This is a genomic window from Tenacibaculum insulae (assembly GCF_964512435.1).
GTDB lineage: Bacteria > Bacteroidota > Bacteroidia > Flavobacteriales > Flavobacteriaceae > Polaribacter > Polaribacter insulae_A.
In genome coordinates this window covers 1,809,172-1,833,804 of the sequence record NZ_OZ208512.1, presented here as the reverse complement: position 1 = coordinate 1,833,804, position 24,633 = coordinate 1,809,172, and the positions used below count along the sequence as shown (strand labels likewise).

The following is a 24,633-nucleotide window of genomic DNA, read 5'->3' as shown; positions in this document are numbered from 1 at the left end:
TTATCAATAGCTACACTTACTTTTACTTTTGTTACCTTTTTTTAGAAAATGGTATCAAATTTCCAAGTTAAACCTCCCATTGCCTGAAAACCTTGTACATTAAAGTTATTAAATCGTTGGTAGCTATTGTTTAACAAATTATTTAAGTTTAAGAAAACCGAAAATGAATCGCTAAAATGATAACCTCCATTAAAATTTATGTCAAAATAACTATCTAAGCTAACCGTTGTAAAATTTTGAGCTGGTAAAACATCGTACTCTTTTCCTTTTCGTTCTCCTACAAAAAAGAAATTTGCCCCAGCAAACCATTTATTTGTTTTATAGGTTCCAAATATTTCACCTTCCATTTTAGGCGCATTCCAAGGCTCTAATTCGTTTGTTAACGTGTATTTATTAAACTGTCCGTTTAACCCAACACTTAGGTTTTTTATTCCATCAAAAGCAACTTCACCAAAAAAGGTTAACAACTTAATATCATCGTATTCAGTATTAAAAGAGTTACCGTAATCATATCCGAAGAAAGAAAAAGCATTGGTACCTGCAATGTTATTTCCATTAGATTTTGATTGATTTAATGCAAAAAATTGTTGATTTTCAACATCAGCATAACTTGCTTTAAAATTATAACTAAATTGATGATCTAACTTACCTCTAATTCCTGCAAAGGCATTATATTTTTTATTGGTTTGCAATAAATTTTGAGTTGGAGAAATGTATGGATTTTTGTTTGCTAAAGATCTGTAAGTATTGGTTTCTAAATCTCCTGAAGCTCCGATAAACACATTGGCAAAATCGTGTACAATAGGATATGAAACTTCTACATTTGGGTACACAAAAAAGTTGTTATTGCTGTTTTCTAAATCTAAAGAAAAATAGGCTTTTGCTCCTATTTTTACCGCTAAATCTTGTACTTTAAAATTATACGTTGGATGCAATCCGAAAGTAAAATAACTGTGTTTTAATTCCGATTGGGTTTGATAATTTTTATCAAACTTTGTTCCTAAATAACTTATGGTTGTATTTATAAATAAATCGTTTAATTGATAATACATTTCGCTTAACGGAAACTTAAATTTTACATTTCCATCAATTAAAAACTCACTACTACTTAAAACATCCGAAGTAAAAGAAACCGAACCGTTTGCTTGTTCTATATAAGATTCGTCGAAATTAATTGTTCCGAAAACTTTAAAAAAGTTGTATGCTTGTTCTTCTTCTATCGCACTAACAGTGGCATCAGTAAATGCAATATTTGTTGGTAAACCGTACCAATTATACTTATTTCGTTCAGCATTTAATCCGGCTTTCCAATTAGAATAACGTTCTTGTTGCGCATATAACAAGTTTAAATTAAGGTTATAATATGTGCTACTTAAAGCTGTTTTTTCAACAGGATCGGCAGAAAGTAAAAACTTTAAGTGTGTGCTAAATTCGCTATCGTAACTTTCACTTTGTCGTACAAAAGCTTCTAAAAAAGGAGTGATTGTGTTTCCTAAACCTACCGAAAAATAATTAGCATATAAGGCTTCTCTTTTACCTAAATCTACCTTTTTCATTACACCACTTTTAGGTATAAATGTTGATGCCACCGGAACCGAAAATATTTTATACTCTAGCGCCTTTTTTTCGGATGCTTTTGTATGCTTAATAATTGGTTTTTGCTTTATTTTAAAAGCATCGGTAATTTTAGGAACATAAGAGGTAACTACGTTTACTACTTCTGTTTTTATAATTGTATCTTTTACTTTTTCGGTGGCTTTTTTTTCTTGTGCATTTACAATTGATACTGCAAATAAAACAAATAAACCTAAGTGATTTTTCATTGATTTAATCATTGAAATGTTTTTTATTTTTAACAAACTTTAGTTTTTAGTAGTTACTGATTCGTTTGTTTTTGCTTCTTTAATTTTTATACTTCGAAGCTCATTTGTAGCCTCTTCAATTACATCTTTATATTGTGTAAAATTCTTAATAATGTTTTCTAAAATATAAGTTGCTTGATAGGCATCTTTTAAAGCATCATAATTTTTAGCCATTATAATATAACTTTTTACTCCCCAATATTTATAAGACGAATAATTGGCTATTAAATTTTGCACTGCTTTGTTAGAGGCTTCGTAATCTTTATAATCATTTAAAAAGAAAGCATTATAATACAACGTTTCTGCTTTTAACTCGCCTGTTGCTTTTTTTCCTGCTTCATTAAAAAATTCTTCTGCTGTTAAGTAATCGTTGTTTTTAAAAGCGCAACGAGCCATAATTATTTTTGCATCTTCAGCAACGTTTGTGTCTATTTTTCCTTTTGCTAAAACTTTTTCGGCATACGAAATGGCTTTCGAGTACTCTTCTTTTTTATAATAGCCTTTCATTAAATTGCTCTGTGCAAAAATGATGTTCTGCGGATAATTAGCTGTAGTTTCTAACTTTTCTAAAAGTTGAATTCCTTTGGTCCAATTTTCATTTTCTAAATAAATATTAGCCAATTTTACTAACGACTCTTCTGTAAATTCACTTTTATTCTGACTAACTACATAGCTGTAATGCGGCACTGCATTTGTAAATTGATTGGTATTATTATAAGATTGCGCTAAATAAAAATTTGCTTTCAAAGCATTTATTCCGGTAGGAAAAGCTTGAAGGTATTTATTAAATCCTTCTATCGCTTTGCTACTATTGTTTTCTAAAAATTTATTTTCAGCAGATTGATATGTTGCATTATCTAGCTCTGCATCGGTAACGTTTATAAATTTTACGTTTTTAACCCAAGCCGCATATTCATCTACCTTACCTATATCTATATATACATTTTTAACGTTGGTAACTGCCTGCTTTGCTTCTTTAGAATTTGGATGTTTTGCAACTACTTCTTTATATTTTTTTAAAGCATTACTGTTATTATTTTCGTTATAATATAGTAATCCCTGACGTAAAAGAACACTTGGCACATAATTACTAGCAGGATAATTTAACAACAAACGACTGTAAGTTTCTTGTGCTTTTTTTGATTTATTTAAAGCCGTATAAGTGGTTGCCATTTGAAACAATGCATCATCATTTAATTGAGAACTAGCATACTCTTTTGTTAATTTTTCTAAGTTCTTAATCTTCGTGTCATTCTCGCCCATAAAACCATTGCTCATCGCTGTTTGATATTGCGCATAATCTGCTCCAACACCACCTTGGTTAATTATTGTTTGATAAGAATCAATTGCTTTTTGATAATTTTTAGATGCATAAAAAGAGTCTCCTAATCTATTAGAAGCATCATCATTTAAATCGTTATCATCAAATTTAATTACTAAAAAATCTTGAAAGTGTTTTGCTGCACTTGCATATTCTTTTTGCTTAAAATAAGTGTATGCAATATTGTAATCTAGCTTTTTTGTATCTTCTAAATCCTTATTGGTTACTAATAAAAAATTAGCCAAAGCTTCTTTGTAATTACCTAATAAATATTCGGTTTCTGCCAACCAAAAAGCACCTTTATTGTTAACTAAATTGTTTTCTGATTCCGTTGCTTTTTTAAAATACGGTTTTGACACTTTTAATTTTCCTTCATTAAACAACTGAATTCCTCTATACAACGAAACTTCGTTTGCGATGTCTTTATTGGTAACAGATTTAGACGCGTTTAAATAATCTAATGCACCTTGGTAATCTTGCTGATGCAAATAAGAAGTTATTAACAACTCGTTTATTTCTAACACATTTGGCGAAGTAGGATATTTTGTTAAAAAATCTTTTAAAACATCCGGAACACTTTTATACGGATTTCCTAACTCGTAACTTAATTTTGCATAGCTTAACGAAGCACTTTCAGTAATTTTTAAATCAAAATCCATTTCGCTTGCATTTTTAAACGCATTTAAAGCTTCTGATTTTTTTTGTGATTCTAAATAACATTCTCCTAAATGATAGTATGCATTTTGCGCAACTTTATTATTTCCTCCAATAATTTTATTAAAATTACCAATAGCTTCGTTAAAGTTTTTTTGTTGATAATAGGCATATCCTAAATAATAATAATCTGTATTATTCCATTTACCATTTTTACCTTTATACGCTTTTAAATATGGTATTGCCTGATCGTATTTTTTTAAGTTAAAATAACTTTCTCCTACTATTTTTGATATTTGAGAAATCTCTTTTTCATCTGTTGAATCTTTTAATAATTTCTCTCCAATTTTAACCGATTTATCAAAACGACCAGCTTTAAAACTAATATCTAAGATATAATAATTTGCCTTTGCTTGATAAGTTGCATCATTTGCTAATTGACTTAAGTTATCTTCTGCCTCACCAAAATTTTCTTGCTTGTAAGCAATATATCCAAAATAATAACGAGCATCGGTACCGTAAATCGGATTTCCTAACAACGTTTGGAACTTCGTTTTTGCATCTTTAAAATAGTTAGAAACCAACAAGGCATATCCCATTTTATAATTCAACTCATCTCTTTCTGGGTGACTTAAAAGCTTTTCATTTACTTTTTTGTACCATTTTAACGCATGAGCTGCCTTACGATTTGAAAAATAATAGTTACCAACATTTAAAAAAGCTTTTTCTTTTTTATTGTTGTAAGGGTGATTTTGCACAAATGCCAACACCTTAGCATCTGCATTGTCTTGCACTAATTTTATTGCACACATTGCCTCGTAATAATCAGCATCTGCTTTACGATTTTTATGTGTTTCTGATTTTTTAGAAACATCAATAAATAAGCTTTGTGCTGCCGCATAAGCTTTGTTATTATAAAGTTTAATGGCTTTATAATAATCGGATGTAACTGCTGAATTAATAGCCGATTCTTGTGCTACTATAGTTGTTGAAAAAGCCATAAATAATAGTATAAAACAGCTTTTTTTATAACAAATAAATCTCATATTTTTTAATTATCTAAGAAGTATAACGCTTCTTTTTTATTTTTGTTGGAAAACAATGCATCAAAAGTAAGAAATGTTATAGAATTACGTAATAAAATTTTAGATTTGTAAAAACGATTAGATATATGGAAAGACCTGTTTTACATCTTGAAAATGCAGATATTTATCAGCAAGACAACTTAGTTTTATCAAAAATTAATTTTAGATTAAATAGAGGTGATTTTTATTATTTAATTGGTAAAACTGGAAGCGGAAAAAGTAGCTTGCTAAAAACACTTTATGGCGATTTACGTTTGCAACGTGGTTTAGGTGAAATTGTTGGTTTTGACTTAAAAAAAATGAAAGAAAATGATATTCCGTTTTTAAGAAGAAAATTAGGAATCGTTTTTCAGGATTTTAAACTACTAAATGATAGAAACGTTTTTGAAAATCTAGAATTTGTTTTAAAAGCTACTGGATGGAAGAATAAAACCGACATGAAGGATAAAATTTATGAGGTTTTAGACAAGGTAGGAATGAAAGAAAAATACTACAAAAAAACTTTTGAACTTTCTGGTGGAGAGCAACAACGAGTTGCTATTGCAAGGGCTTTGTTAAACGACCCTGAATTAATTTTAGCAGATGAGCCTACTGGTAATTTAGATCCTAAAACGTCGTTAGAAGTAATGGAACTGCTTAATGAAATTCATAAAAGCGGAAAAACAATTTTAATGGCTACACACGATTATCAATTAATTGTAAAGTTTAAACAAAAAACAATTAAGTGTGAAGGTGGCGAACTATTTGAAGTAGTACAACAGCAACAACAAACAGTTTAGTTTTTTATAAAAATAACCCACTTCACGAATGAAGTGGGAAAATTGCTATGAAAAACTATGAAAAAGAAACACTACTAATGCTTCTCTAATTTGTAAGACGCTGCAAATACAAGAACCTTACAAAATATTTTTATTTTTTTTAATAAAAAAAACCTTGAGTAATTAAATCACTCAAGGCTCTAATTTATTTTAATAAACGTTGCTTATAAATTTAAAGCAGCGTTATTGTTTTTAACAGCTTCTGCCGAAGAAGATAAATGTTCTTTTTCAGCATCAGATAAATTAATTTCAACAATACTTTCAATTCCGTCTTTACCTAAAACAACAGGAACTCCAATACATAAATCAGATAAACCATATTCGCCATTTAATAATGTTGAACAAGGAAATATTTTTTTAGTATCGCAAGCAATTGCTTGTACCATCCCAGAAACTGCTGCTCCTGGTGCATACCAAGCAGAAGTACCTAATAAACCTGTTAAAGTAGCTCCACCAACTTTAGTGTCTTGTTTTACTTGCTCTAATCTTTCTTCTGATAAAAATTCAGAAACTGGTACAGAGTTACGAGTAGCTAAACGTGTTAAAGGAACCATTCCTTTATCAGAGTGACCACCAATTACCATTCCGTCAACATCAGAAATAGGCGCTCCTAAAGCTTCCGCTAAACGATATTTAAAACGAGCAGAATCTAAAGCTCCACCCATACCTATAATTCTATTTTTTGGTAATCCAGTTGCTTTATGCACTAAATAAGTCATGGTATCCATTGGATTAGAAACCACAATGATAATTGTATTTGGAGATTGCTCAACTAAGCTAGCTGCAACTGTTTTTACAATACCTGCATTAATACCTAATAATTCGTCGCGAGACATACCAGGTTTACGAGCAATACCAGAAGTAATTACACATACATCAGATCCTGCGGTTTTACCATAATCTCCAGTAGTACCGGTAATTTTAGTGTCAAACCCATTTAACGAAGCCGTTTGCATTAAATCCATCGCTTTACCTTCAGCAAAACCTTCTTTAATATCTACTAATACAACTTCTGATGCGAAATTTTTAATGGCAATGTACTCTGCACAACTTGCACCTACAGCACCTGCTCCTACAACTGTTACTTTCATTCTTTTATATATTTAATTGTGATGATTAATTTAAGTTGCACAAAAATAACGATTTGACTAAGGATATAAAAGAAAAACCCATTGATATTTCAATGGGTTTTTATCTCTTTTTACTTTTTATTTTTATCTAATACTTAATGCAATACCTGCAGAAACTGTATTATATTCTTGAAAAGTGTAATCTGCAAATATTTTAAAGAAACCTAAGCTTAAACGAGCTCCTAAAGTAGTTTTAAATCCACCTGCATCAAAATCCATGTTAGGTGGAGTTAGGTCTTCTGAGTAAGTAAAACTTTGACCCCCGCTAGTATACGTATATTCTCCTCTATACTCTCCTGACATTTTTAATTTTGAATTACCGCTACTATAACCAATTCCTCCATACACGTTAATTATTGGAAAGTTTAAAGAAGCAATAGCCTGTGCTGTATATGATCTTAATTCAAATTCTGCTTTTGCATCAGTAGTTGTAATTGGTCCATTTGTACCATCTTCAAAACCATAACTAACATCCATCGCAGTATATGCTGCTAATAAAGAAACATGTAATGGTAATTTATCTAACGGACCAAACCAACTTGTAATTTCTTTTTTAAGTCCGATACCATACATACTTGCTTTTCCTCCATCATCTCCTAAATCTGTTTCAGGAAAAAAACGAACCATAGCTTCTGTTTTAAAAGGAAGACCTATATTTAATTGAGCAACTGGGGCTGGAATAGCATTTAAAGGTAAATCTCCAGTAATACCTCCTGGTATTTCAAAATCAGCAGTAACTGTTTCTTGCTGACCGTTTACCATAACTTGTTTTGTTACTGTTAAAGAAGTTTCTCTATCATCACCAGCAAATGTAGGTGCAGAAAATGAATTAGGCGCAATTGATGTAAGTCCTGAAACTGAGAAAATTTCTCCTTTCGATGGTACAATAGATGCACTTAAACCAACTGTTAAATCAAAACCTAAAACCTTATGTACTTTTGCCGTGTGATACCATCCATTATTCATTCCGTAGATAAACCCTTCCATCGCCGGAGCAAAATATCCGTTTAATAATTTACTAGCATCTTCTTTATCTGCTAATAAAATATACTCAAAATTATCTTGTGCTTTTGCCGTAAAACTTAGTGTTAAAACACTAATAAAAATTAAAATGTGCTTTTTCATGTTTATTTGTTTTTTTGTTAATCTTCTGTTAAAAAATATACAGCTAATATATAAAAAAAATACAACCCAATAATTGGGTTGTATTTAATAACTATAGTAAATCCTTTAATTTTTAAGCATCAATATTTGCATATTTTGCATTGCGTTCAATAAAATCTCTACGTGGCGGAACTTCATCTCCCATTAGCATAGAAAAAACTCTATCAGCTTCTGTACCACTATCAATTACTACTTTTCGTAAAGTTCTAAATTCAGGATTCATGGTGGTATCCCATAATTGCTCTGCATTCATCTCTCCAAGACCTTTATATCGTTGAATATTTACTGATCCTCCCATTTTCTGAGCAATTAAATCACGTTGATTATCATCCCAAGCATACTCACGTTTTTGCCCTTTTTTAACTAAATACAATGGCGGTGTTGCAATATAAATATAACCTTGCTCTACCATTTCGCGCATATATCTAAAGAAAAAAGTTAAAATTAACGTAGCAATATGCGAACCATCTACATCGGCATCACACATAATAACTACTTTATGATAACGAACTTTTGATAAGTTTAAAGCTCTTGGATCTTCTTCTGTACCAATAGTAACTCCCAATGCTGTAAACATGTTTTTGATTTCTTCGTTTTCAAAAACTTTATGTTGCATCGCTTTTTCAACATTTAAAATCTTTCCACGAAGTGGTAAAATTGCTTGAAAATTACGATCACGACCTTGTTTTGCAGTTCCACCTGCCGAATCTCCCTCAACTAAGAAAATTTCACATTGTGCTGGATCAGTTTCTGAACAGTCAGATAATTTACCAGGTAAACCTCCAATACTCATTACTGTTTTACGCTGCACCATTTCACGTGCTTTACGTGCCGCGTGACGTGCTTGCGCTGCTAAAATTACTTTTTGAACGATTGTTTTTGCATCATTCGGATTTTCTTCTAAATAATCAGTTAGCATTTCTGCTACTGCTTGAGAAACTGCCGAACTTACTTCACGGTTACCTAATTTTGTTTTTGTTTGTCCTTCAAACTGTGGCTCACCAACTTTTACAGAAACAATAGCTGTTAATCCTTCTCTAAAATCATCACCAGCAATGTCAAACTTTACGTTTTTTAATAACCCTGATTCATCAGCATATTTTTTTAACGTATGTGTTAATCCACGGCGAAAACCAGATAAATGTGTTCCTCCTTCGTGTGTATTAATGTTATTTACATAAGAGTGTAAATTTTCAGAGTATGATGTGTTATACACCATTGCAACCTCAACTGGTATTCCGTTTTTTTCACCTTCCATGGCAATAACTCCTGCAGTTAATTGCTCGCGTGTAGAATCTAAATATTTTACAAATTCAGATAATCCTTCATCAGATTGAAAAGTTTCAGAAATATCATTTCCTTCATCATCTTTATTACGTTTATCGGTTAACGTAATTGTAATTCCTTTATTTAAATACGATAACTCTCGCATACGAGTTGCTAGCGTTTCGTAGTTATATTCTGTTGTTTGTTGAAAGATTGATTTGTCTGGTAAAAAAGTTACAATGGTACCTGTAAAATCAGTTTCGCCAATTGTTTTTACCGGATATAGTGTTTTTCCTTTTTCGTATTCTTGTTGCCAAACTTTACCTTCTTTGTGTACAGTTGCTGTTAAATGATCTGACAATGCGTTAACACAAGAAACACCAACACCGTGTAATCCACCAGAAACTTTATACGAATCTTTATCAAATTTACCACCTGCTCCAATTTTTGTCATTACAACTTGTAATGCTGAAACACCTTCTTTTTTATGAATTCCGACAGGAATACCACGACCATTATCTTTAGTGGTAATCGAATTATCTTCGTTAATTGTTACATCAATTCTATCACAGTGTCCTGCTAAAGCCTCATCAATAGAGTTATCTACAACTTCGTATACTAAATGGTGTAAACCACGTACACCAACATCACCAATATACATTGACGGACGCATTCTAACATGCTCCATCCCTTCCAATGCTTGAATACTGGAAGCGTCATAATTATGTTTTTTTTCTTCGCTCATTATAAAGTGAATTAATTTGTTTTTCAATCATAAAAAAAACCGTCTTGCAAAACGATTTTAACTTCTCAAAGTTATGAATTTTAAACACCAAAAGAAAGGATTTACTACACTAAACTTAAAAACTAGAGAATTTATTAAAAAAACAAAACCAGCTTAAATCGCTTAAAAAACAGCTTAAATTTGAATTTAAAACTTTTAAAACTATTTTTTATGCCGCCTTAAGTCAAACAATCTTAAAACGTCTTTTTTGTATTTACTAAAAAGTAAAACAACTGCTTTTAACAGCCATTTATATGCAAATTTTTAGGCTGTTCTTTTTTTAGTAATTCTTTAGGTGAAAAGCCAAACTTTTTTTTAAAACAATTAGAAAAATACGAATTACTACTAAAACCAATATCGGTTGAGATTTGATTTATCGTTAATCCTCCTTCCATTATCAAATCAATTGATTTTAATAATCTAAAATCTTTTAGCAATTGATTTGTAGATTTACCAGTTATTATCTTGCTTTTTTTATACAATTTAGTTTTACACATCATCATTAAACTACTAATTTCTGAAACACTAAATTTAGGGTTTCGATAATTTTCTGACAAAAGATCAATTAATGAAAATAAAAAGGTTTTTTCCTCCATACGTAACCAATGAACATTTTCTTGATTTTCAGTATAATTTTTTTTATCAGAAAATAAAACAAGTTGTTTTGTTGTTTTTATAAAGTAAGAGTAACTAATTAAATTATCTATTAACCTTATAAATAAATTGTTGTTTTTATAAAGACAAGGGTGTAATATTATTTTTAAAGATACTTTGTCTTTTAATTTATCTACAATTAAAGCTGCGCAACTAATTGCTTTTTTATAAGATATAAAAGAAGCTATTAAATCTTCTTTTACTGAAGCTATTACACATCCTTTACAAGAAGATACTATTTTTTTAATTGTTACTTTTCTATGCGATAATTCATCATCTGTTAAATGATTATAGAAAATATGCTTCGGAATTTTTACGACAAAAAAAACAGCATGCTTTTCTCTTTTAAAAAAAGGTATTGATCGTATTTTTTTAAGTTTCTGTTCACTTTTTAAAAAAGCAGACACTAAATGATTGTTTACCAATGTTATTTTATCTGGATAAAAATCAGGAAATTTAATATACAAATGTTCAATCTCATTTTTATCAGAAGATTTTATTAAATAAAAAACGCTGTTTTTCTTAGCATTTATCCAAAAATTAATAACTTTATTATTGCGTATTTCTATAAGTTTAGAATAAAACGCTGTAACTAAATTTATGGTGGCTTTTGTATTAGTTATATGTTGAATTAAGTAAAACGACATTTGTAAAATTAATGAATATATCCCTTATTTATATTTATTCTATGTAAAAAGGGGTAAAAACAGTAACAAATAGTTAAATAACCTTTAAAAAATATTTTGCTAGAGGGCAAAGTATTTTTTAAAGGCTATTGAAGTTTTAACTAATATTACCTTCGTAATCTAATTTTAAATTTTTTCTTTTTCCTTCTTTCCTTATCTGAACTCTAAATATTCTTTTAGCCGTTTTGTCTGTTTTATAACTCACCAAATAAACATCTTTATATATAGTCCATCCAGGGTATTTTCTTAAAATAACATTCCTAACCGTTTTAGGTAATAAAATGTTTTTATACTTTTCTATTGATTTTATAATTTTTCCTTTAGAATCGTATGTTGCGGTGATTATCCCGCTAGTTCCATTTTTCTTTTTAGTTTTAAAAACAACTTCATACGCCTCAAATTCTTTTTCAAACATAGGCGATTCTGTAATATCATACCTCGCTGCTTCTCCTTCTAAATTTTTAACTAAACTAGGTGTATCTTTATCTTGCACCTTCCTTAAATAACTTATATTTAAAGGTTTAATTGTTACTGTTTCTAAAACAATGTTCTGAACTTCACTTTTGCCTTGAGAATACATCAAGGTGGTTAATCCTAAAAAAAGAAAACCAAATGCTAATTTTTTCATAATACTAAGTTTTTATGGTTATTAAAAAATGAGGAGTATGAATAATTACTGGGTTCAAAATTAAAACCTTAACCTTTAAAAAAGTATAAGGAATAGTTTTTTTATTATTAAAATTAGTTTTATCTTTTTAAATACTCTTAAAAACAAAAAAACCTCGCAAAAGCAAGGTTTTTTATTTTATTACATGTGTTTTACACTAACTTAAGCACTAAATCATCTGAATTTACCATTACTCCTGCTTTTAATACCAATTGTTTTATTGTTGTATCTTCAGTTGCTGTAATAGTAGTTTCCATTTTCATTGCTTCGATAATAAATAAAGGTTGATTTTTTGTTACTTTTTCACCTTCTTTTACCAAAATAGTTGACAACATTCCCTGTAAAGGTGCGCCGATTTCTTTTGATTCATTTTTATCAGCTTTAACGTGTTCAATTTTATCTACTTTTATTGATCCGTCTTTTATTTGAACAGATCTTCCTTGTCCGTTTACCTTAAAATAAACCGTAACCATTCCGTCACTATTTGGTCTTCCAATAGAATCTAAACGAATTAATAACGTTTTTCCTTTATCTAGTTCAACAATAATTTCCTCTCCTCTTTCCATACCATAGAAAAAGTTTTTAGTTGGTAAATTTATTAAACTATCATATTTTAAATGCTGATTGTAAGCATCTGTAAAAACCTTTGGATATAATTTATAAGATAAAAAATCAGTAAAATCAATAGGTCTACTTAAATCATTTTCAAAGATATTTTTAAACGATTTATATTCTTCTTCAATATCTAAAGGTTCAATATGTGCGTTTGGCCTATCAGTATAAGGCGCCTGATCTTTTAATATTAGTTTCTGAAGATCTTTAGGAAACCCGCCAACAGGTTGCCCTAAATCTCCTTTAAAAAAGCTCACAACCGATTGCGGAAATGAAATTGTATCTCCTCGCTCTAAAACATCTTGTACCGTTAAATTATTACTTACTAAATACTGTGCCATGTCTCCTACTACTTTAGAACTTGGAGTAACTTTTACAATATCACCAAAAAGTAAATTTACATCGCCATACATTTTTGTAATTTCATGAAAACGATCTTCTAACCCTAATGCTTGTGCTTGTGGCTTTAAGTTTGAATATTGTCCTCCAGGAATTTCATGCTTAAACACTTCTCCAGAACCTGCTTTTAATCCAGATTCAAACGGATAGTAATATTCTCTAACAGCGCCCCAGTAATTAGAATATTCATTTAAAGAATCGATATTTAAATCGCTTTCTCTTTCGTTAAATTTCATCATTTCGGCAACCGAATTAAAATTTGGCTGCGATGTTAAACCTGATAATCCTCCTAAAGCTACATCAACAACATCAACACCAGCTTCAATTGCTTTTAAATAAGTAGCAGATTGTATTGATGATGTATCATGCGTGTGTAAATGAATCGGGATATCAATTTCTTGTTTTAAGGCAGAAACCAATTCGAAAGCTGCATAAGGTTTTAATAAACCTGCCATGTCTTTTATAGCAAGAATGTGCGCCCCAGCATTTTCAATATCTTTTGCTAAATTGGTATAATATTTAAGATTATATTTTGTGTTTTCTGGATTTAAAATATCACTGGTATAACAAATAGAAGCCTCTGCCAAACCATTGGTTTTATTACGAACATGCTCTATACAAGGCGCAATAGATTTCATCCAGTTTAAGGAATCGAAAATTCTAAAAACGTCTACTCCGTTTTCCCAAGATTGCTGTACAAAACTCTCTATTAAATTATCAGAATATGCCGTATAACCTACTCCGTTTGAACCTCTAATTAGCATTTGCAGCAACACATTTGGCATTGATTTACGCAACAACTGTAAGCGTTCCCATGGATTTTCTTGTAAAAAACGCATACAAACATCAAAAGTTGCACCTCCCCAAACTTCCATACTAAAAATGTTCGGATTGTTTTTTGCGTAACCTTCTGCCACCTTTAACATATCAAAAGTTCGCATTCTGGTTGCTAATAAACTTTGATGTGCATCACGCATTGTGGTATCGGTAAAATGAACTTTCTTTTCATTTTTTAACCATTCCGAAAATTTATCAGGTCCTAATTCTGTTAATAAATCTTTTGTTCCCTTCGGATACGCAGCATTCGCATCAAACTTAGGAACAATAGGTTTTACAAATGTTCTTGTTTTATCTATTTTTTTAACATCCGGATTTCCGTTTACTATAACATCTCCTAAATAAGTAACCAGCTTGGTCGCTCTATTTCTAGGAGCTTTAAAGTTAAATAAATCTGTGTTTTGTTTGATAAAGTTTACTGTTACTTCTCCTTTTCTAAAAGTATCGTGTTTTAAAATATTATCAAGAAAAGGCATATTTGTTTTAACACCTCTAATTCTAAATTCTGCTAATGCTCTACGAATTTTTCTACAAGCTCCATCTAAAGTTCTACTATTTGCAGTAACTTTTACCAACATAGAGTCAAAAAAAGGCGAAATAATAGCTCCTTGGTACACACTACCTGCATCTAATCGAATACCGAAACCAGAAGCACTTCTATAAGTCGTTATTTCACCATAATCTGGTTTAAAATCATTTTGAGGATCTTCTGTTGTAATTCTACATTGCAACGCATAACCATTAATTTTTACAGTTTCTTGATTGGTTATTTTTATTTGCTTATCCGCTAATTTATAACCACCCGCAATAAATAGTTGAGTTTTTACTAAATCGATATTTGTAACCACCTCAGTAACGGTATGCTCTACTTGAATACGCGGATTTACCTCAATAAAATAGATAGATCCGTCATCATCAACCAAAAACTCAACTGTACCAATATTATTATAATCTACTGCCTTACAAATATCAATAGCATATTTATATAATGCATCTTTTGTTTTCTTATCTAAACCAAATGAAGGAGCAAACTCGATTACTTTTTGATAACGACGTTGCACCGAGCAATCACGCTCATATAAATGCACTGTATTCCCGTAATTATCTGCAACAATTTGAATTTCAATATGCTTCGGGTTTTCTACATATTTCTCTAAAAAAACAGTATCATCTCCAAAGGCATTTAAAGCCTCCCTTTTACTTTCATTAAAAGCTTGTTTTAACTCACCTGCCTCTCTAATTACTCGCATTCCTCTTCCTCCACCTCCAGAAGCTGCTTTTAACATAATAGGATATCCTATTTTTTCAGCCTCACTTAAAGCAGTATCAATATCAACTAAAGGTTTTTCGTTACTCTTAATAATCGGAATATTATTAGCAATTGCAACTTCTTTTGCTGTAATTTTATCTCCTAAAGATTTTAATACAGATACTTTAGGACCAATAAAAATAATACCGTTGTCATCACATTTTTGCGCAAGATTTGCATTTTCTGACAAAAACCCATATCCAGGATGAATAGCATCTGCACCACTCTCTAAAGCCACTCTAATAATCTCATCAATATTTAAATAAGGCTTTAATGGCGCATTATTTTCTCCTATTTGATAAGATTCATCTGCTTTATATCGATGCAAAGAATACCTATCTTCAAAAGTATAAACTCCTACTGTTTTAACATTAATTTCGGTACAAGCTCTAAAAATTCTAATAGCAATTTCTCCCCTGTTGGCAACAAGTACTTTTTTTATTTTCATCCTTTTAGTGTGTGTTTTGAGTTTTATTAGCGAATGTTCGCTGTAAATATAGTAAACGCAGTTTATATTATCAATTAATTGCCTATAACTTAATTATTAAAAGTATTTAACCACTTGTGTTTTTACATCATTTCTATTTTAATATGAATCGTCATGAACGTTTGCAATTGCACGCCCCGAAGGTTCATTCATGTTTTTAAATGCTTCATCCCACTCTAAAGCAGTTGCAGTACTACAAGCAACACTTGCTTCTTGTGGTACACTTAATGCTGCGGTATCACTCGGAAAATGCTCTTCGAAAATTGAACGGTAATAAAATTCTTCTTTATTGGTTGGTGTTTGAATAGGGAATCTAAATTTTGCATTTGCTAATTGCTCATCAGTTACTTCTTTATCAACCACTTCTTTTAAAGTATCAATCCAACTATAACCTACTCCGTCAGAAAACTGCTCTTTTTGTCTCCAAGCAACACTCTCAGGTAACATATCCTCAAAAGCTTTACGAATCACCCATTTTTCCATGCGCTCACCGTTAATCATTTTATCTTTCGGGTTGATGCGCATGGCAACATCCATAAATTCTTTATCTAAAAACGGTACACGTCCTTCAATTCCCCAAGCCATTAAACTTTTGTTAGCTCGCAAACAATCGTACATGTGTAATTTATCTAATTTACGTACGGTCTCTTCATGAAATTCTTGTGCATTTGGTGCTTTATGAAAATATAAATATCCTCCAAAAATTTCATCCGCTCCTTCTCCGGAAAGCACCATTTTTATTCCCATTGATTTAATAACACGCGCCATTAAATACATTGGTGTTGATGAACGAATGGTGGTAATATCATACGTTTCAATATTATAAATAACATCTTTAATAGCGTCTAAACCTTCTTGGATGGTAAATTTTATTTCGTGATGAATCGTACCAATATGATCTGCTACTTTTTGAGCTGCTGCTAAATCTGGAGAACCTTCTAACCCTACAGAAAAGGAGTGTAATTGCGGATACCAAGCTTCTGATTTATCATCTGATTCAATCCTTTTTTGAGCGTATTTTTTTGCAATAGCAGATGTTACCGAAGAATCTAATCCTCCAGAAAGTAATACTCCATAAGGTACATCACTCATTAATTGCCTATGAACCGCAGCTTCTAGCGCTTCTTTAACTTCTTGAATACTTGTTTCATTTTCTTTTACAGCCTCATATTCACTCCAGTCTCTTTTATACCACTGTACAAATTCACCGTCTTTACTTGACATATAGTGCCCTGGAGGAAATAATTCAATTTTAGCACAAATATCTTCTAAAGCTTTTAACTCTGATGCCACATAAAAAGTTCCGTTTTGATCCCAACCAATATATAAAGGAATAATCCCCATATGATCTCTGGCAATAAAATACGTATCCTCTTCTACATCATACAAAGCAAAACCAAAAATACCGTTCATATCATCTACAAAATCAACACCTTTTTCTTTATAAAGTGCTAAAATCACCTCACAATCTGAAGCCGTTTGAAATTCGTAAGAACCATCTAATTGCTTACGGATTTCTCTATGATTGTAAATTTCTCCGTTGGCTGCAAGAATCAATTTTTTATCAGCACTAAATAAAGGTTGCTGACCAGAAGCGGGATCTACAATCGCCAAACGCTCATGCGCCATTATTACTTTATCATCACTATAAACTCCGCTCCAATCCGGACCACGATGACGTATTTTTTTAGCCATTTCTAAAACCTGAGATCTTAAACTTTCAGATTTTTCTTTTAAATCAAACGCACATACAATTCCACACATAACTTTATATTTTACCTTCCTCTTTATTTAAAACATCAAGAGGAAATTATTTTTTGTTTATAATTATGACACAAATAACCGAATGAAGTTTGATTTTGAAAACTAAAATCTACATTTAAATTACAAATAAAAACATATAAACTAATATTTATATAAATATGTAATTAAAAACAGAAATTAACACACAAAAAGCTTAACATTTCCTTTTTATTATAAATAAATTGAAATAAAAATTTGGATTCTTAAAAATCTATTATACATTTGCCATATAATGATGAAACAAAACAACATATGGTGGTGGAACTCTCTTAAAAATTAAGTGAGAAGAAACCTATATGTATATATTATAACGAAAAGGCTTATCTCACGATAAGCCTTTTTTTATTTTAACACTAAAAATGTCACCTCGAGCGCAGTCGAGAGGTCATTCAAATAAAATGAGATTAAAATGGTCTCAACTGCGCTCGACCAGACAAGATAAAATGAATAAAATAGCATTTAAAACAACTAGTAAAACTCAAATTTCTGATACCGTAACTCCGGTTGGTTTGTATTTACGATTTAGAGATAAATACGCAAACACCTTACTACTAGAAAGTTCAGATTATCATAGTAAAGAAGAGAGTTTTTCTTTTATTTGTATCGAACCAATTTTAACGATAAAAGCCGAAAATGATTTCTTATCGTTATCATACAACGGAACCACACAAGAGAACAAGAAAATTGACAAGAATTTTTACGAGTTATTTGACACCTATAAATCTACAGTTGATCTTGATTGTGACGCTTCTTTAAAATCGTTTAACGGATTATATGGTTACACTACTTTTGATAGTGTTCAGTATTTTGAAAACATAAAATTCCAAACCAAAAAAGCACCTTCTGCAATTCCAGAAATGCAATACAGTTTTTACCGATTTATTATCGCCATTAATCATTTTAATGATGAAATGACCTTGATAGAAAATGTAGAAAAAGGCACTGAATCGAGGATTTCGGAAATTGAAACCATTATTAATTCTCAAACTTTTAATACCCAAAAGTTTGAAATTAACGGAAATGAAACTTCAAATTGTACCGACGAAGATTTTAAAGAATATGTAGTAAAAGCAAAAGCACATTGTAAACGTGGTGATGTTTTTCAGCTGGTATTATCACGTCAATTTCAACAAGAGTTTAAAGGTGATGAATTTAATGTATATAGAGCGTTACGCTCAATAAATCCGTCGCCATATTTATTTTATTTTGATTATGGTTCGTTTAAATTAATGGGATCTTCGCCCGAAGCTCAAATTAAAATCAATGCAGGAAAAGCAACCATAAACCCAATTGCCGGAACTTTTAGAAGAACTGGAGATATGGCAGAAGATTTAAAATTGGGTAAAATTTTATCCGAAGATAAAAAAGAAACTGCCGAACATGTGATGTTGGTAGATTTGGCAAGAAATGATTTAAGCAAACATGCCGAAAATGTAAAAGTTGAGGTTTTTAAAGAAGTACAATATTTTAGCCACGTAATTCACTTAGTTTCTACAGTTCAAGGAAAAATAAAAGGAAATCCGATTGAAATTGTGGGTGATACTTTTCCTGCCGGAACGTTAAGTGGAGCTCCTAAATATAAAGCGATGCAATTAATTGATACATACGAAAATCAATCTCGCGGATTTTACGGTGGTGCAGTAGGGATTATCGGATTAGATGGCTCGGTAAATTTAGCAATTGCCATTCGTTCTTTTGTGAGTAAAAGTAACGTTTTGTATTATCAGGCTGGTGCAGGAATCGTAATTCATTCTGATGAAGAAAAAGAGTTGCAAGAAGTAAATAATAAATTAGCAGCGCTGAAAAAAGCGTTGATTTTAGCAGAAAAGATATAAACTAGCTAAACGCTCTATGCTGTAAGTTTTATACTTATAGCGTAAAGCTTACAGCTTTTAGCATAAAAACATGAACATATTAATACTAGATAATTACGACTCGTTTACCTACAATTTAGTGCACATGGTAGAAGATATTACGGGAAATTTACCAGATGTTTTTCGTAATGATGAGATTTCGGTGGATGAAATTACTCGTTATGATGTTATTATTTTATCACCAGGACCTGGAATTCCGGATGAAGCAGGAATTTTAAAAGAAGTAATTGCAACCTATGCAGGAATCAAACCAATTTTTGGTGTTTGCTTAGGATTGCAAGCAATTACCGAAGTTTTTGGCGGACAAATAGAAAACATGGGCGAAGTTTTTCATGGCGTGGCAACAGAAATGGAAATCGTAAAAAAAGATGCGGTTATTTTTAAAGAAATTGCAACAAAGTTTGATGCAGCGAGATATCATTCTTGGATTGCATCCAAAGAAAATTTTCCTGAAACAATTGCTATTACTGCTGTTGATGAAGATGGCGGAATTCAAGCAATTGAGCATAAAGAATTCAATATATCAGCAGTGCAGTTTCATCCAGAATCTATTTTAACAGAAGTCGGTGAGCAAATTGTTCGTAATTTTTTAAATAACGTAAAAAAGTAAACTGTCTCCTCGAGTAAAGTTGAGAGATTTTAATTAGGTTTCAACTGCACTCGACCTGACAAAAAAAATACTGAAATAAGTTCAGCACAAGCAAATTCAGCATAAAATGAAAAAAATATTAAACGACTTATATCAACAAAAAAAGTTATCAAAAACGCAAGCAAAAGAGATTTTAATCAATATTGCAAACGAACAATATAACGATGCACATTTAGCATCCTTTATGACTGTTTTTATGATGCGACCAATAACTGTTGATGAACTTTCTGGATTTAGGAACGCTTTAAAAGAATTGGCGATAAAAGTAGATTTATCAGAATTTAATACCATTGATATTGTTGGAACTGGTGGCGATGGAAAAGACACGTTTAACATTTCAACCTTAACCTCTTTTATTGTTGCTGGAACAGGGCAAAAGGTAGCGAAACACGGTAATTATTCGGTTTCTTCAAAATCTGGCTCTTCTGATATGCTAGAGAGTTTTGGGTACGAATTCACAAACAATGAAGCTGTTTTAAAACAACAATTAGATAGCGCAAATATTTGTTTTTTACACGCTCCAAAATTTCATCCAGCCATGAAAGTCGTTGGACCAACAAGAAAAGCATTGGCTTTAAAAACGTTTTTTAATATGCTGGGGCCGTTGGTAAATCCGAGTTCGCCTCAAAATCAATTATTAGGAACTTTTAATTTAGAAGTGGCGCGTTTGTACAACTACATTTTACAAGAAGAAGACAGTAATTACGGAATTGTACACGCATTAGATGGTTATGATGAAATTTCTTTAACAGGAGCGTTTAAAATGTTTACAAAACAAGGCGAGAAATTAATTTCTCCAGAAGATTTAGGCTTTAAAAATTTAGCACAATCAGAAATTTTTGGCGGAAATTCAGTTGCTGATGCGGCAAAAATATTTAAAAATATTTTAGACGGAAAAGGAACTGAAGCTCAAAATAATGTAGTGTTAACAAATGCCGCTTTTGCATTACAAATTGTAGATAAAAATAAAACTTTTCATGATACTTTTGCTGAAGCTAAAGATTCGCTTTTTGGATTGAAAGCAAAAGAATGTTTGAGTAAATTAGTAAGCTTATAAATAAAAAAGTTCTCGATATTATTTTCTCATAAAATCGAAAATCACTCGAACTGACAGCGAGAATAATATTACTGTCACATTGAGTGAATTTATGAAGAATGAATAAATTTGTATCGAGATGTAAAAAAACATAAATGACAATACTAGATAAAATAATCGCGTTTAAAAAAAAGGAAGTTGCTAAGATTAAAGCAGAAGTTCCTGTTAAAAAACTAGTAGAAAGTCCAAATTTTAAAAGAACGAGTTTTTCTTTAAAAAAATCGTTATTAGAAGTTGGTTCTACAGGAATTATTGCCGAGTTTAAACGTCAATCACCATCCAAAGGAATCATTAACGACAAAGCCACCATTGCTGATGTAACGAATGGTTATTTAGATGCTAACGTTGCAGCGCAATCTATTTTAACGGACACTTCTTTTTTTGGCGGTACCATGGCAGATTTAATGGAAGCTAGAGTTATTAATCAACAAACACCAATTCTTAGAAAAGATTTTATTGTAGACGGATTTCAAATTGTAGAAGCCAAAGCAATTGGTGCTGACGTAATTTTATTAATTGCTGCTTGTTTAACCAAACAGGAATTGAAAAATTACGGACAATTGGCTACTGATTTAGGTTTAGAAGTCTTATACGAAGTACATAATCAAGAAGATTTAGACAAAATTGAGTTAGACAATAAAATTGTTGGAATTAACAATAGAAATTTAAAAACTTTTGAAGTTGATTTAGAGCATTCAATACAACTGGCAAGTCAAATTCCAGATTCTTGTTTAAAAGTTTCTGAAAGTGGAATTTCAGATCCTAGAATTATTACAGGGTTAAAAGAATACGGTTTTCAAGGGTTTTTAATTGGAGAAAATTTTATGAAAACTGATAATCCGGGGCAAGCTTGTAAAGAGTTCATCGATCAAATTAGATAATTATGAAACTGAAAGTTTGTGGAATGAAATACGTAGATAATATTCGGCAAGTTGCGGAATTAAATCCTGATTATTTAGGTTTTATTTTCTACGAAAAATCAAAAAGAAATTTTGAAGGCATTATTCCTGAATTACCTAAAGAAATTAAAAAAGCAGGTGTTTTTGTAAATGAAATTCCTGAAATTGTAGTTTCATTAGTAGAAGAATATGGTTTAAATATGGTGCAACTACACGGAGATGAATCGCCTGAATATTTAAATCGTCTTAAAACAATTTTTAAAGAAAGTATTGCTGAAAAACATCCAAAAGCAAAATACAAAATTCCAGAAATTGTAAAAGTATTTGGAATTAAAGACGATTTTAATTTTGATATTTTAAAGCCTTACGAACAAATTGTTGATTATTTTTTATTTGACACTAAAGGAAAAGAAAGAGGTGGAAATGGAATTACATTCGATTGGTCAGTTTTAAAGAATTATAATTCTAAGATTCCTTTCTTTTTAAGTGGCGGCATAGGTTTAGAACAAATTGAAGAAATAAATAAATTACGAAATACTGATTTACCTATTTACGCTTTAGACGTAAATAGCAAGTTTGAAACAGAAACAGGACAAAAATCAGTAACTAAATTAAAGAAATTTAAAAATGAAATTTCAACCAAATAAAGACGGTTATTACGGACAATTCGGAGGTGCATTTATTCCTGAATTACTGCACCCAAACGTAAAAGAGTTAGAAGATAATTATTTGAAAATTTTAGAATCAGAAGAGTTTCAAAAGGAATACAAAGATTTATTACAACATTATGTTGGGCGTCCAAGTCCGTTATATTTGGCAAAAAGATTATCTGAAAAATATGGTGCTACCATTTATTTAAAACGTGAAGATTTAAATCACACAGGAGCTCATAAAGTTAACAACACCATTGGTCAGATTTTAGTTGCAAAACATTTAGGTAAAACTAAAATTATTGCAGAAACAGGTGCAGGTCAACACGGTGTTGCCACAGCCACTGTTTGTGCTTTAATGGGATTAGAATGCACTGTTTTTATGGGCGAAATTGATATTAAACGTCAAGCCCCCAATGTTGCTCGTATGAAAATGTTGGGCGCAAAAGTTGTTGCCGCTACCAGCGGAAGCAAGACCTTAAAAGATGCTACAAACGAAGCAATTCGTTATTGGATTCAACATCCTGACACCTATTATTTAATCGGTTCGGTAGTTGGTCCACATCCATATCCTGATATGGTTGCGCGTTTACAAGCTGTAATTTCTGAAGAAATGAAAATTCAATTAAAAGCACAAACAGGTAAAGAGAATCCTGATGCAATTATTGCTTGTGTTGGCGGCGGAAGTAATGCTGCTGGTGCTTTTTATCATTATTTAGAGGATGAAGAAGTAGAATTAATTGCTGTAGAAGCTGCTGGATTAGGAGTGAATTCTGGCGAAAGCGCCGCAACTTCTCAATTAGGTGATGTTGGTGTAATTCATGGTAGTAAAACTATTTTAATGCAAGATGCCTATGGACAAATTGTAGAACCATATTCAATTTCTGCTGGATTAGATTATCCTGGAGTTGGTCCTTTACATGCTTTTTTACACGAAACAAAACGTGCAAAATTTATGAATGCAACTGACAAAGAAGCCTTAACTGCTGCCTATGAATTAACCAAAATTGAAGGAATAATTCCAGCTTTAGAAAGTGCACATGCCTTGGCTGTTTTACCTAAAATGGATTTAAATAAAGAACAAGTAATCGTTGTTAATTTATCTGGTAGAGGTGATAAAGATTTAGAAACGTATATCAAACATTTGGAATCATAATGAACTCAATTCAACAAATATTTCAGCAAAAGGATAAAAATTTATTATCAATTTATTTTACTTCTGGTTTTCCGAAGTTAGATGACACCACCAAAGTAATTTCTAAATTAGAAAAAAGTGGTGTAGATTTTATTGAAGTAGGACTTCCTTATTCAGATCCACTTGCAGATGGTCCAACCATACAAGATAGTAGCCAAAAAGCGTTGCAAAACGGAATTAATTTAGACATTATTTTTGAACAATTATTAGCAATAAAAAACACCAATAAAACACCTTTGGTTTTAATGGGATATTTAAATCAAATGCTAAAATATGGTGAAAAAGAATTTTGTGAAAAATTAGTAAGTTGTGGAATTAACACTGTAATTATTCCTGATTTACCAATGGTTGAATACGAAAATCATTATCAGCAATTATTTAATAAATACGGAATTAACAATGTATTTTTAATAACTCCGCATACATCCGAAGAAAGAATTAGAAAGATTGATTCTTACACCAAATCATTTATTTACGTAGTTGCATCTGCGAGTATTACAGGTGCAAAAGGTGAAATTTCACAACAACAAATCGATTATTTTAATCGAATTAAAGCGATGAATTTACAAAGCAAGCTAATTGTAGGTTTTGGTATTTCTGATAAAAAAACATTTTCAACTGCTTGTAATTATATGAACGGAGCTATTATTGGTTCGGCTTTTATCAAAAATTTAGAAAAAAATGGAGTTGACGGGATTGAAACTTTTATAAAATCTATCCGATAAATCTTAA

General features: G+C 31.0%; 17 protein-coding genes. 8 read left to right on the top strand and 9 right to left on the bottom strand.

Features of this window, described 5'->3' with window-relative positions; all coding sequences use genetic code 11:
* Positions 1-41: 41 nt before the first annotated feature.
* Together ACN5J5_RS08475 and ACN5J5_RS08470 are read right to left on the bottom strand one after the other, a co-directional pair.
* Positions 42-1,823 carry a hypothetical protein gene (locus tag ACN5J5_RS08475; RefSeq protein WP_418644490.1) on the bottom strand — a complete coding sequence of 594 codons (1,782 nt, stop codon included), beginning with the start codon at positions 1,821-1,823 and terminating at the stop codon, positions 42-44.
* Positions 1,824-1,862: 39 nt separating this feature from the next.
* On the bottom strand, positions 1,863-4,838 hold the full coding sequence (locus tag ACN5J5_RS08470; protein WP_418644489.1) for a tetratricopeptide repeat protein: 2,976 nt from the start codon (positions 4,836-4,838) through the stop codon (positions 1,863-1,865).
* Positions 4,839-5,008: 170 nt separating this feature from the next.
* On the opposite strand from ACN5J5_RS08470, the gene ACN5J5_RS08465 reads away from it, so the two are divergent.
* On the top strand, positions 5,009-5,701 hold the full coding sequence (locus tag ACN5J5_RS08465) for a cell division ATP-binding protein FtsE (RefSeq protein WP_418644488.1): 693 nt from the start codon (positions 5,009-5,011) through the stop codon (positions 5,699-5,701).
* A 203-nt stretch (positions 5,702-5,904) separates the two neighbouring features.
* On the opposite strand, the gene mdh is transcribed toward ACN5J5_RS08465, so the two are convergent.
* The 7 genes from mdh to asnB form a co-directional block, all read right to left on the bottom strand.
* Positions 5,905-6,831 (bottom strand): malate dehydrogenase, encoded by a 927-nt coding sequence (gene mdh, locus ACN5J5_RS08460; RefSeq protein WP_418644487.1) that lies wholly within the window; start codon positions 6,829-6,831, stop codon positions 5,905-5,907.
* Positions 6,832-6,954: 123 nt separating this feature from the next.
* Positions 6,955-7,995, bottom strand: coding sequence for a DUF6588 family protein (locus ACN5J5_RS08455; RefSeq protein ID WP_418644486.1), 1,041 nt, complete (start codon positions 7,993-7,995; stop codon positions 6,955-6,957).
* 112 nt (positions 7,996-8,107) lie between these two features.
* Positions 8,108-10,045: a DNA topoisomerase (ATP-hydrolyzing) subunit B gene (gyrB, locus tag ACN5J5_RS08450; protein ID WP_418644485.1), complete on the bottom strand. Its 1,938-nt coding sequence runs from the start codon at positions 10,043-10,045 to the stop codon at positions 8,108-8,110.
* A 278-nt stretch (positions 10,046-10,323) separates the two neighbouring features.
* Complete coding sequence (locus ACN5J5_RS08445; protein ID WP_418644484.1) at positions 10,324-11,385, bottom strand: helix-turn-helix domain-containing protein; 1,062 nt, start codon at positions 11,383-11,385, stop codon at positions 10,324-10,326.
* Positions 11,386-11,521: 136 nt separating this feature from the next.
* On the bottom strand, positions 11,522-12,052 hold the full coding sequence (locus ACN5J5_RS08440) for a hypothetical protein (RefSeq protein WP_418644483.1): 531 nt from the start codon (positions 12,050-12,052) through the stop codon (positions 11,522-11,524).
* A 191-nt stretch (positions 12,053-12,243) separates the two neighbouring features.
* Positions 12,244-15,696, bottom strand: coding sequence for a pyruvate carboxylase (locus tag ACN5J5_RS08435; protein WP_418644482.1), 3,453 nt, complete (start codon positions 15,694-15,696; stop codon positions 12,244-12,246).
* 138 nt (positions 15,697-15,834) lie between these two features.
* Positions 15,835-17,499: an asparagine synthase B gene (gene asnB / locus ACN5J5_RS08430; RefSeq protein WP_418644481.1), complete on the bottom strand. Its 1,665-nt coding sequence runs from the start codon at positions 17,497-17,499 to the stop codon at positions 15,835-15,837.
* Positions 17,500-17,981: 482 nt separating this feature from the next.
* Here asnB and ACN5J5_RS08425 point away from each other — a divergent pair, with 482 nt between their 5' ends.
* The 7 genes from ACN5J5_RS08425 to trpA all read left to right on the top strand — a co-directional run bounded on the left by ACN5J5_RS08425 (position 17,982) and on the right by trpA (position 24,626).
* Positions 17,982-19,373 carry an anthranilate synthase component I family protein gene (locus tag ACN5J5_RS08425; protein ID WP_418644480.1) on the top strand — a complete coding sequence of 464 codons (1,392 nt, stop codon included), beginning with the start codon at positions 17,982-17,984 and terminating at the stop codon, positions 19,371-19,373.
* 70 nt (positions 19,374-19,443) lie between these two features.
* Positions 19,444-20,022 carry an anthranilate synthase component II gene (locus ACN5J5_RS08420; protein WP_418644479.1) on the top strand — a complete coding sequence of 193 codons (579 nt, stop codon included), beginning with the start codon at positions 19,444-19,446 and terminating at the stop codon, positions 20,020-20,022.
* Between the two features lie 106 nt (positions 20,023-20,128).
* Entirely contained in the window at positions 20,129-21,118 is a 990-nt protein-coding gene (gene trpD / locus ACN5J5_RS08415) for an anthranilate phosphoribosyltransferase (protein WP_418644478.1), read from the top strand.
* A 134-nt stretch (positions 21,119-21,252) separates the two neighbouring features.
* Entirely contained in the window at positions 21,253-22,038 is a 786-nt protein-coding gene (gene trpC, locus ACN5J5_RS08410; RefSeq protein WP_418644477.1) for an indole-3-glycerol phosphate synthase TrpC, read from the top strand.
* Between the two features lie 2 nt (positions 22,039-22,040).
* Complete coding sequence (locus ACN5J5_RS08405; protein ID WP_418644476.1) at positions 22,041-22,703, top strand: phosphoribosylanthranilate isomerase; 663 nt, start codon at positions 22,041-22,043, stop codon at positions 22,701-22,703.
* The gene (trpB, locus tag ACN5J5_RS08400; protein ID WP_418644475.1) at positions 22,684-23,862 is read left to right on the top strand and encodes a tryptophan synthase subunit beta; all 1,179 of its coding nucleotides are present in this window, start codon (positions 22,684-22,686) and stop codon (positions 23,860-23,862) included. Before ACN5J5_RS08405 ends, trpB begins: the two co-directional genes overlap by 20 nt.
* Complete coding sequence (trpA, locus tag ACN5J5_RS08395) at positions 23,862-24,626, top strand: tryptophan synthase subunit alpha (protein ID WP_418644474.1); 765 nt, start codon at positions 23,862-23,864, stop codon at positions 24,624-24,626. Before trpB ends, trpA begins: the two co-directional genes overlap by 1 nt.
* The last annotated feature ends 7 nt before the right edge of the window (positions 24,627-24,633 follow it).

Excerpts from the sequence above, each read along its gene's own strand:
- ACN5J5_RS08405 (WP_418644476.1), top strand. The coding sequence starts at position 22,041 with ATGAAACTGAAAGTTTGTGGAATGAAATACGTAGATAATATTCGGCAA.
- ACN5J5_RS08425 (WP_418644480.1), top strand. The coding sequence starts at position 17,982 with ATGAATAAAATAGCATTTAAAACAACTAGTAAAACTCAAATTTCTGAT.
- ACN5J5_RS08465 (WP_418644488.1), top strand. The coding sequence starts at position 5,009 with ATGGAAAGACCTGTTTTACATCTTGAAAATGCAGATATTTATCAGCAA.
- trpB (WP_418644475.1), top strand. The coding sequence starts at position 22,684 with ATGAAATTTCAACCAAATAAAGACGGTTATTACGGACAATTCGGAGGT.
- trpD (WP_418644478.1), top strand. The coding sequence starts at position 20,129 with ATGAAAAAAATATTAAACGACTTATATCAACAAAAAAAGTTATCAAAA.
- ACN5J5_RS08440 (WP_418644483.1), bottom strand. The coding sequence starts at position 12,052 with ATGAAAAAATTAGCATTTGGTTTTCTTTTTTTAGGATTAACCACCTTG.
- ACN5J5_RS08475 (WP_418644490.1), bottom strand. The coding sequence starts at position 1,823 with ATGAAAAATCACTTAGGTTTATTTGTTTTATTTGCAGTATCAATTGTA.
- ACN5J5_RS08420 (WP_418644479.1), top strand. The coding sequence starts at position 19,444 with ATGAACATATTAATACTAGATAATTACGACTCGTTTACCTACAATTTA.
- ACN5J5_RS08445 (WP_418644484.1), bottom strand. The coding sequence starts at position 11,385 with ATGTCGTTTTACTTAATTCAACATATAACTAATACAAAAGCCACCATA.
- ACN5J5_RS08470 (WP_418644489.1), bottom strand. The coding sequence starts at position 4,838 with ATGGCTTTTTCAACAACTATAGTAGCACAAGAATCGGCTATTAATTCA.
- gyrB (WP_418644485.1), bottom strand. The coding sequence starts at position 10,045 with ATGAGCGAAGAAAAAAAACATAATTATGACGCTTCCAGTATTCAAGCA.
- trpA (WP_418644474.1), top strand. The coding sequence starts at position 23,862 with ATGAACTCAATTCAACAAATATTTCAGCAAAAGGATAAAAATTTATTA.
- trpC (WP_418644477.1), top strand. The coding sequence starts at position 21,253 with ATGACAATACTAGATAAAATAATCGCGTTTAAAAAAAAGGAAGTTGCT.
- asnB (WP_418644481.1), bottom strand. The coding sequence starts at position 17,499 with ATGTGTGGAATTGTATGTGCGTTTGATTTAAAAGAAAAATCTGAAAGT.
- ACN5J5_RS08455 (WP_418644486.1), bottom strand. The coding sequence starts at position 7,995 with ATGAAAAAGCACATTTTAATTTTTATTAGTGTTTTAACACTAAGTTTT.
- ACN5J5_RS08435 (WP_418644482.1), bottom strand. The coding sequence starts at position 15,696 with ATGAAAATAAAAAAAGTACTTGTTGCCAACAGGGGAGAAATTGCTATT.
- mdh (WP_418644487.1), bottom strand. The coding sequence starts at position 6,831 with ATGAAAGTAACAGTTGTAGGAGCAGGTGCTGTAGGTGCAAGTTGTGCA.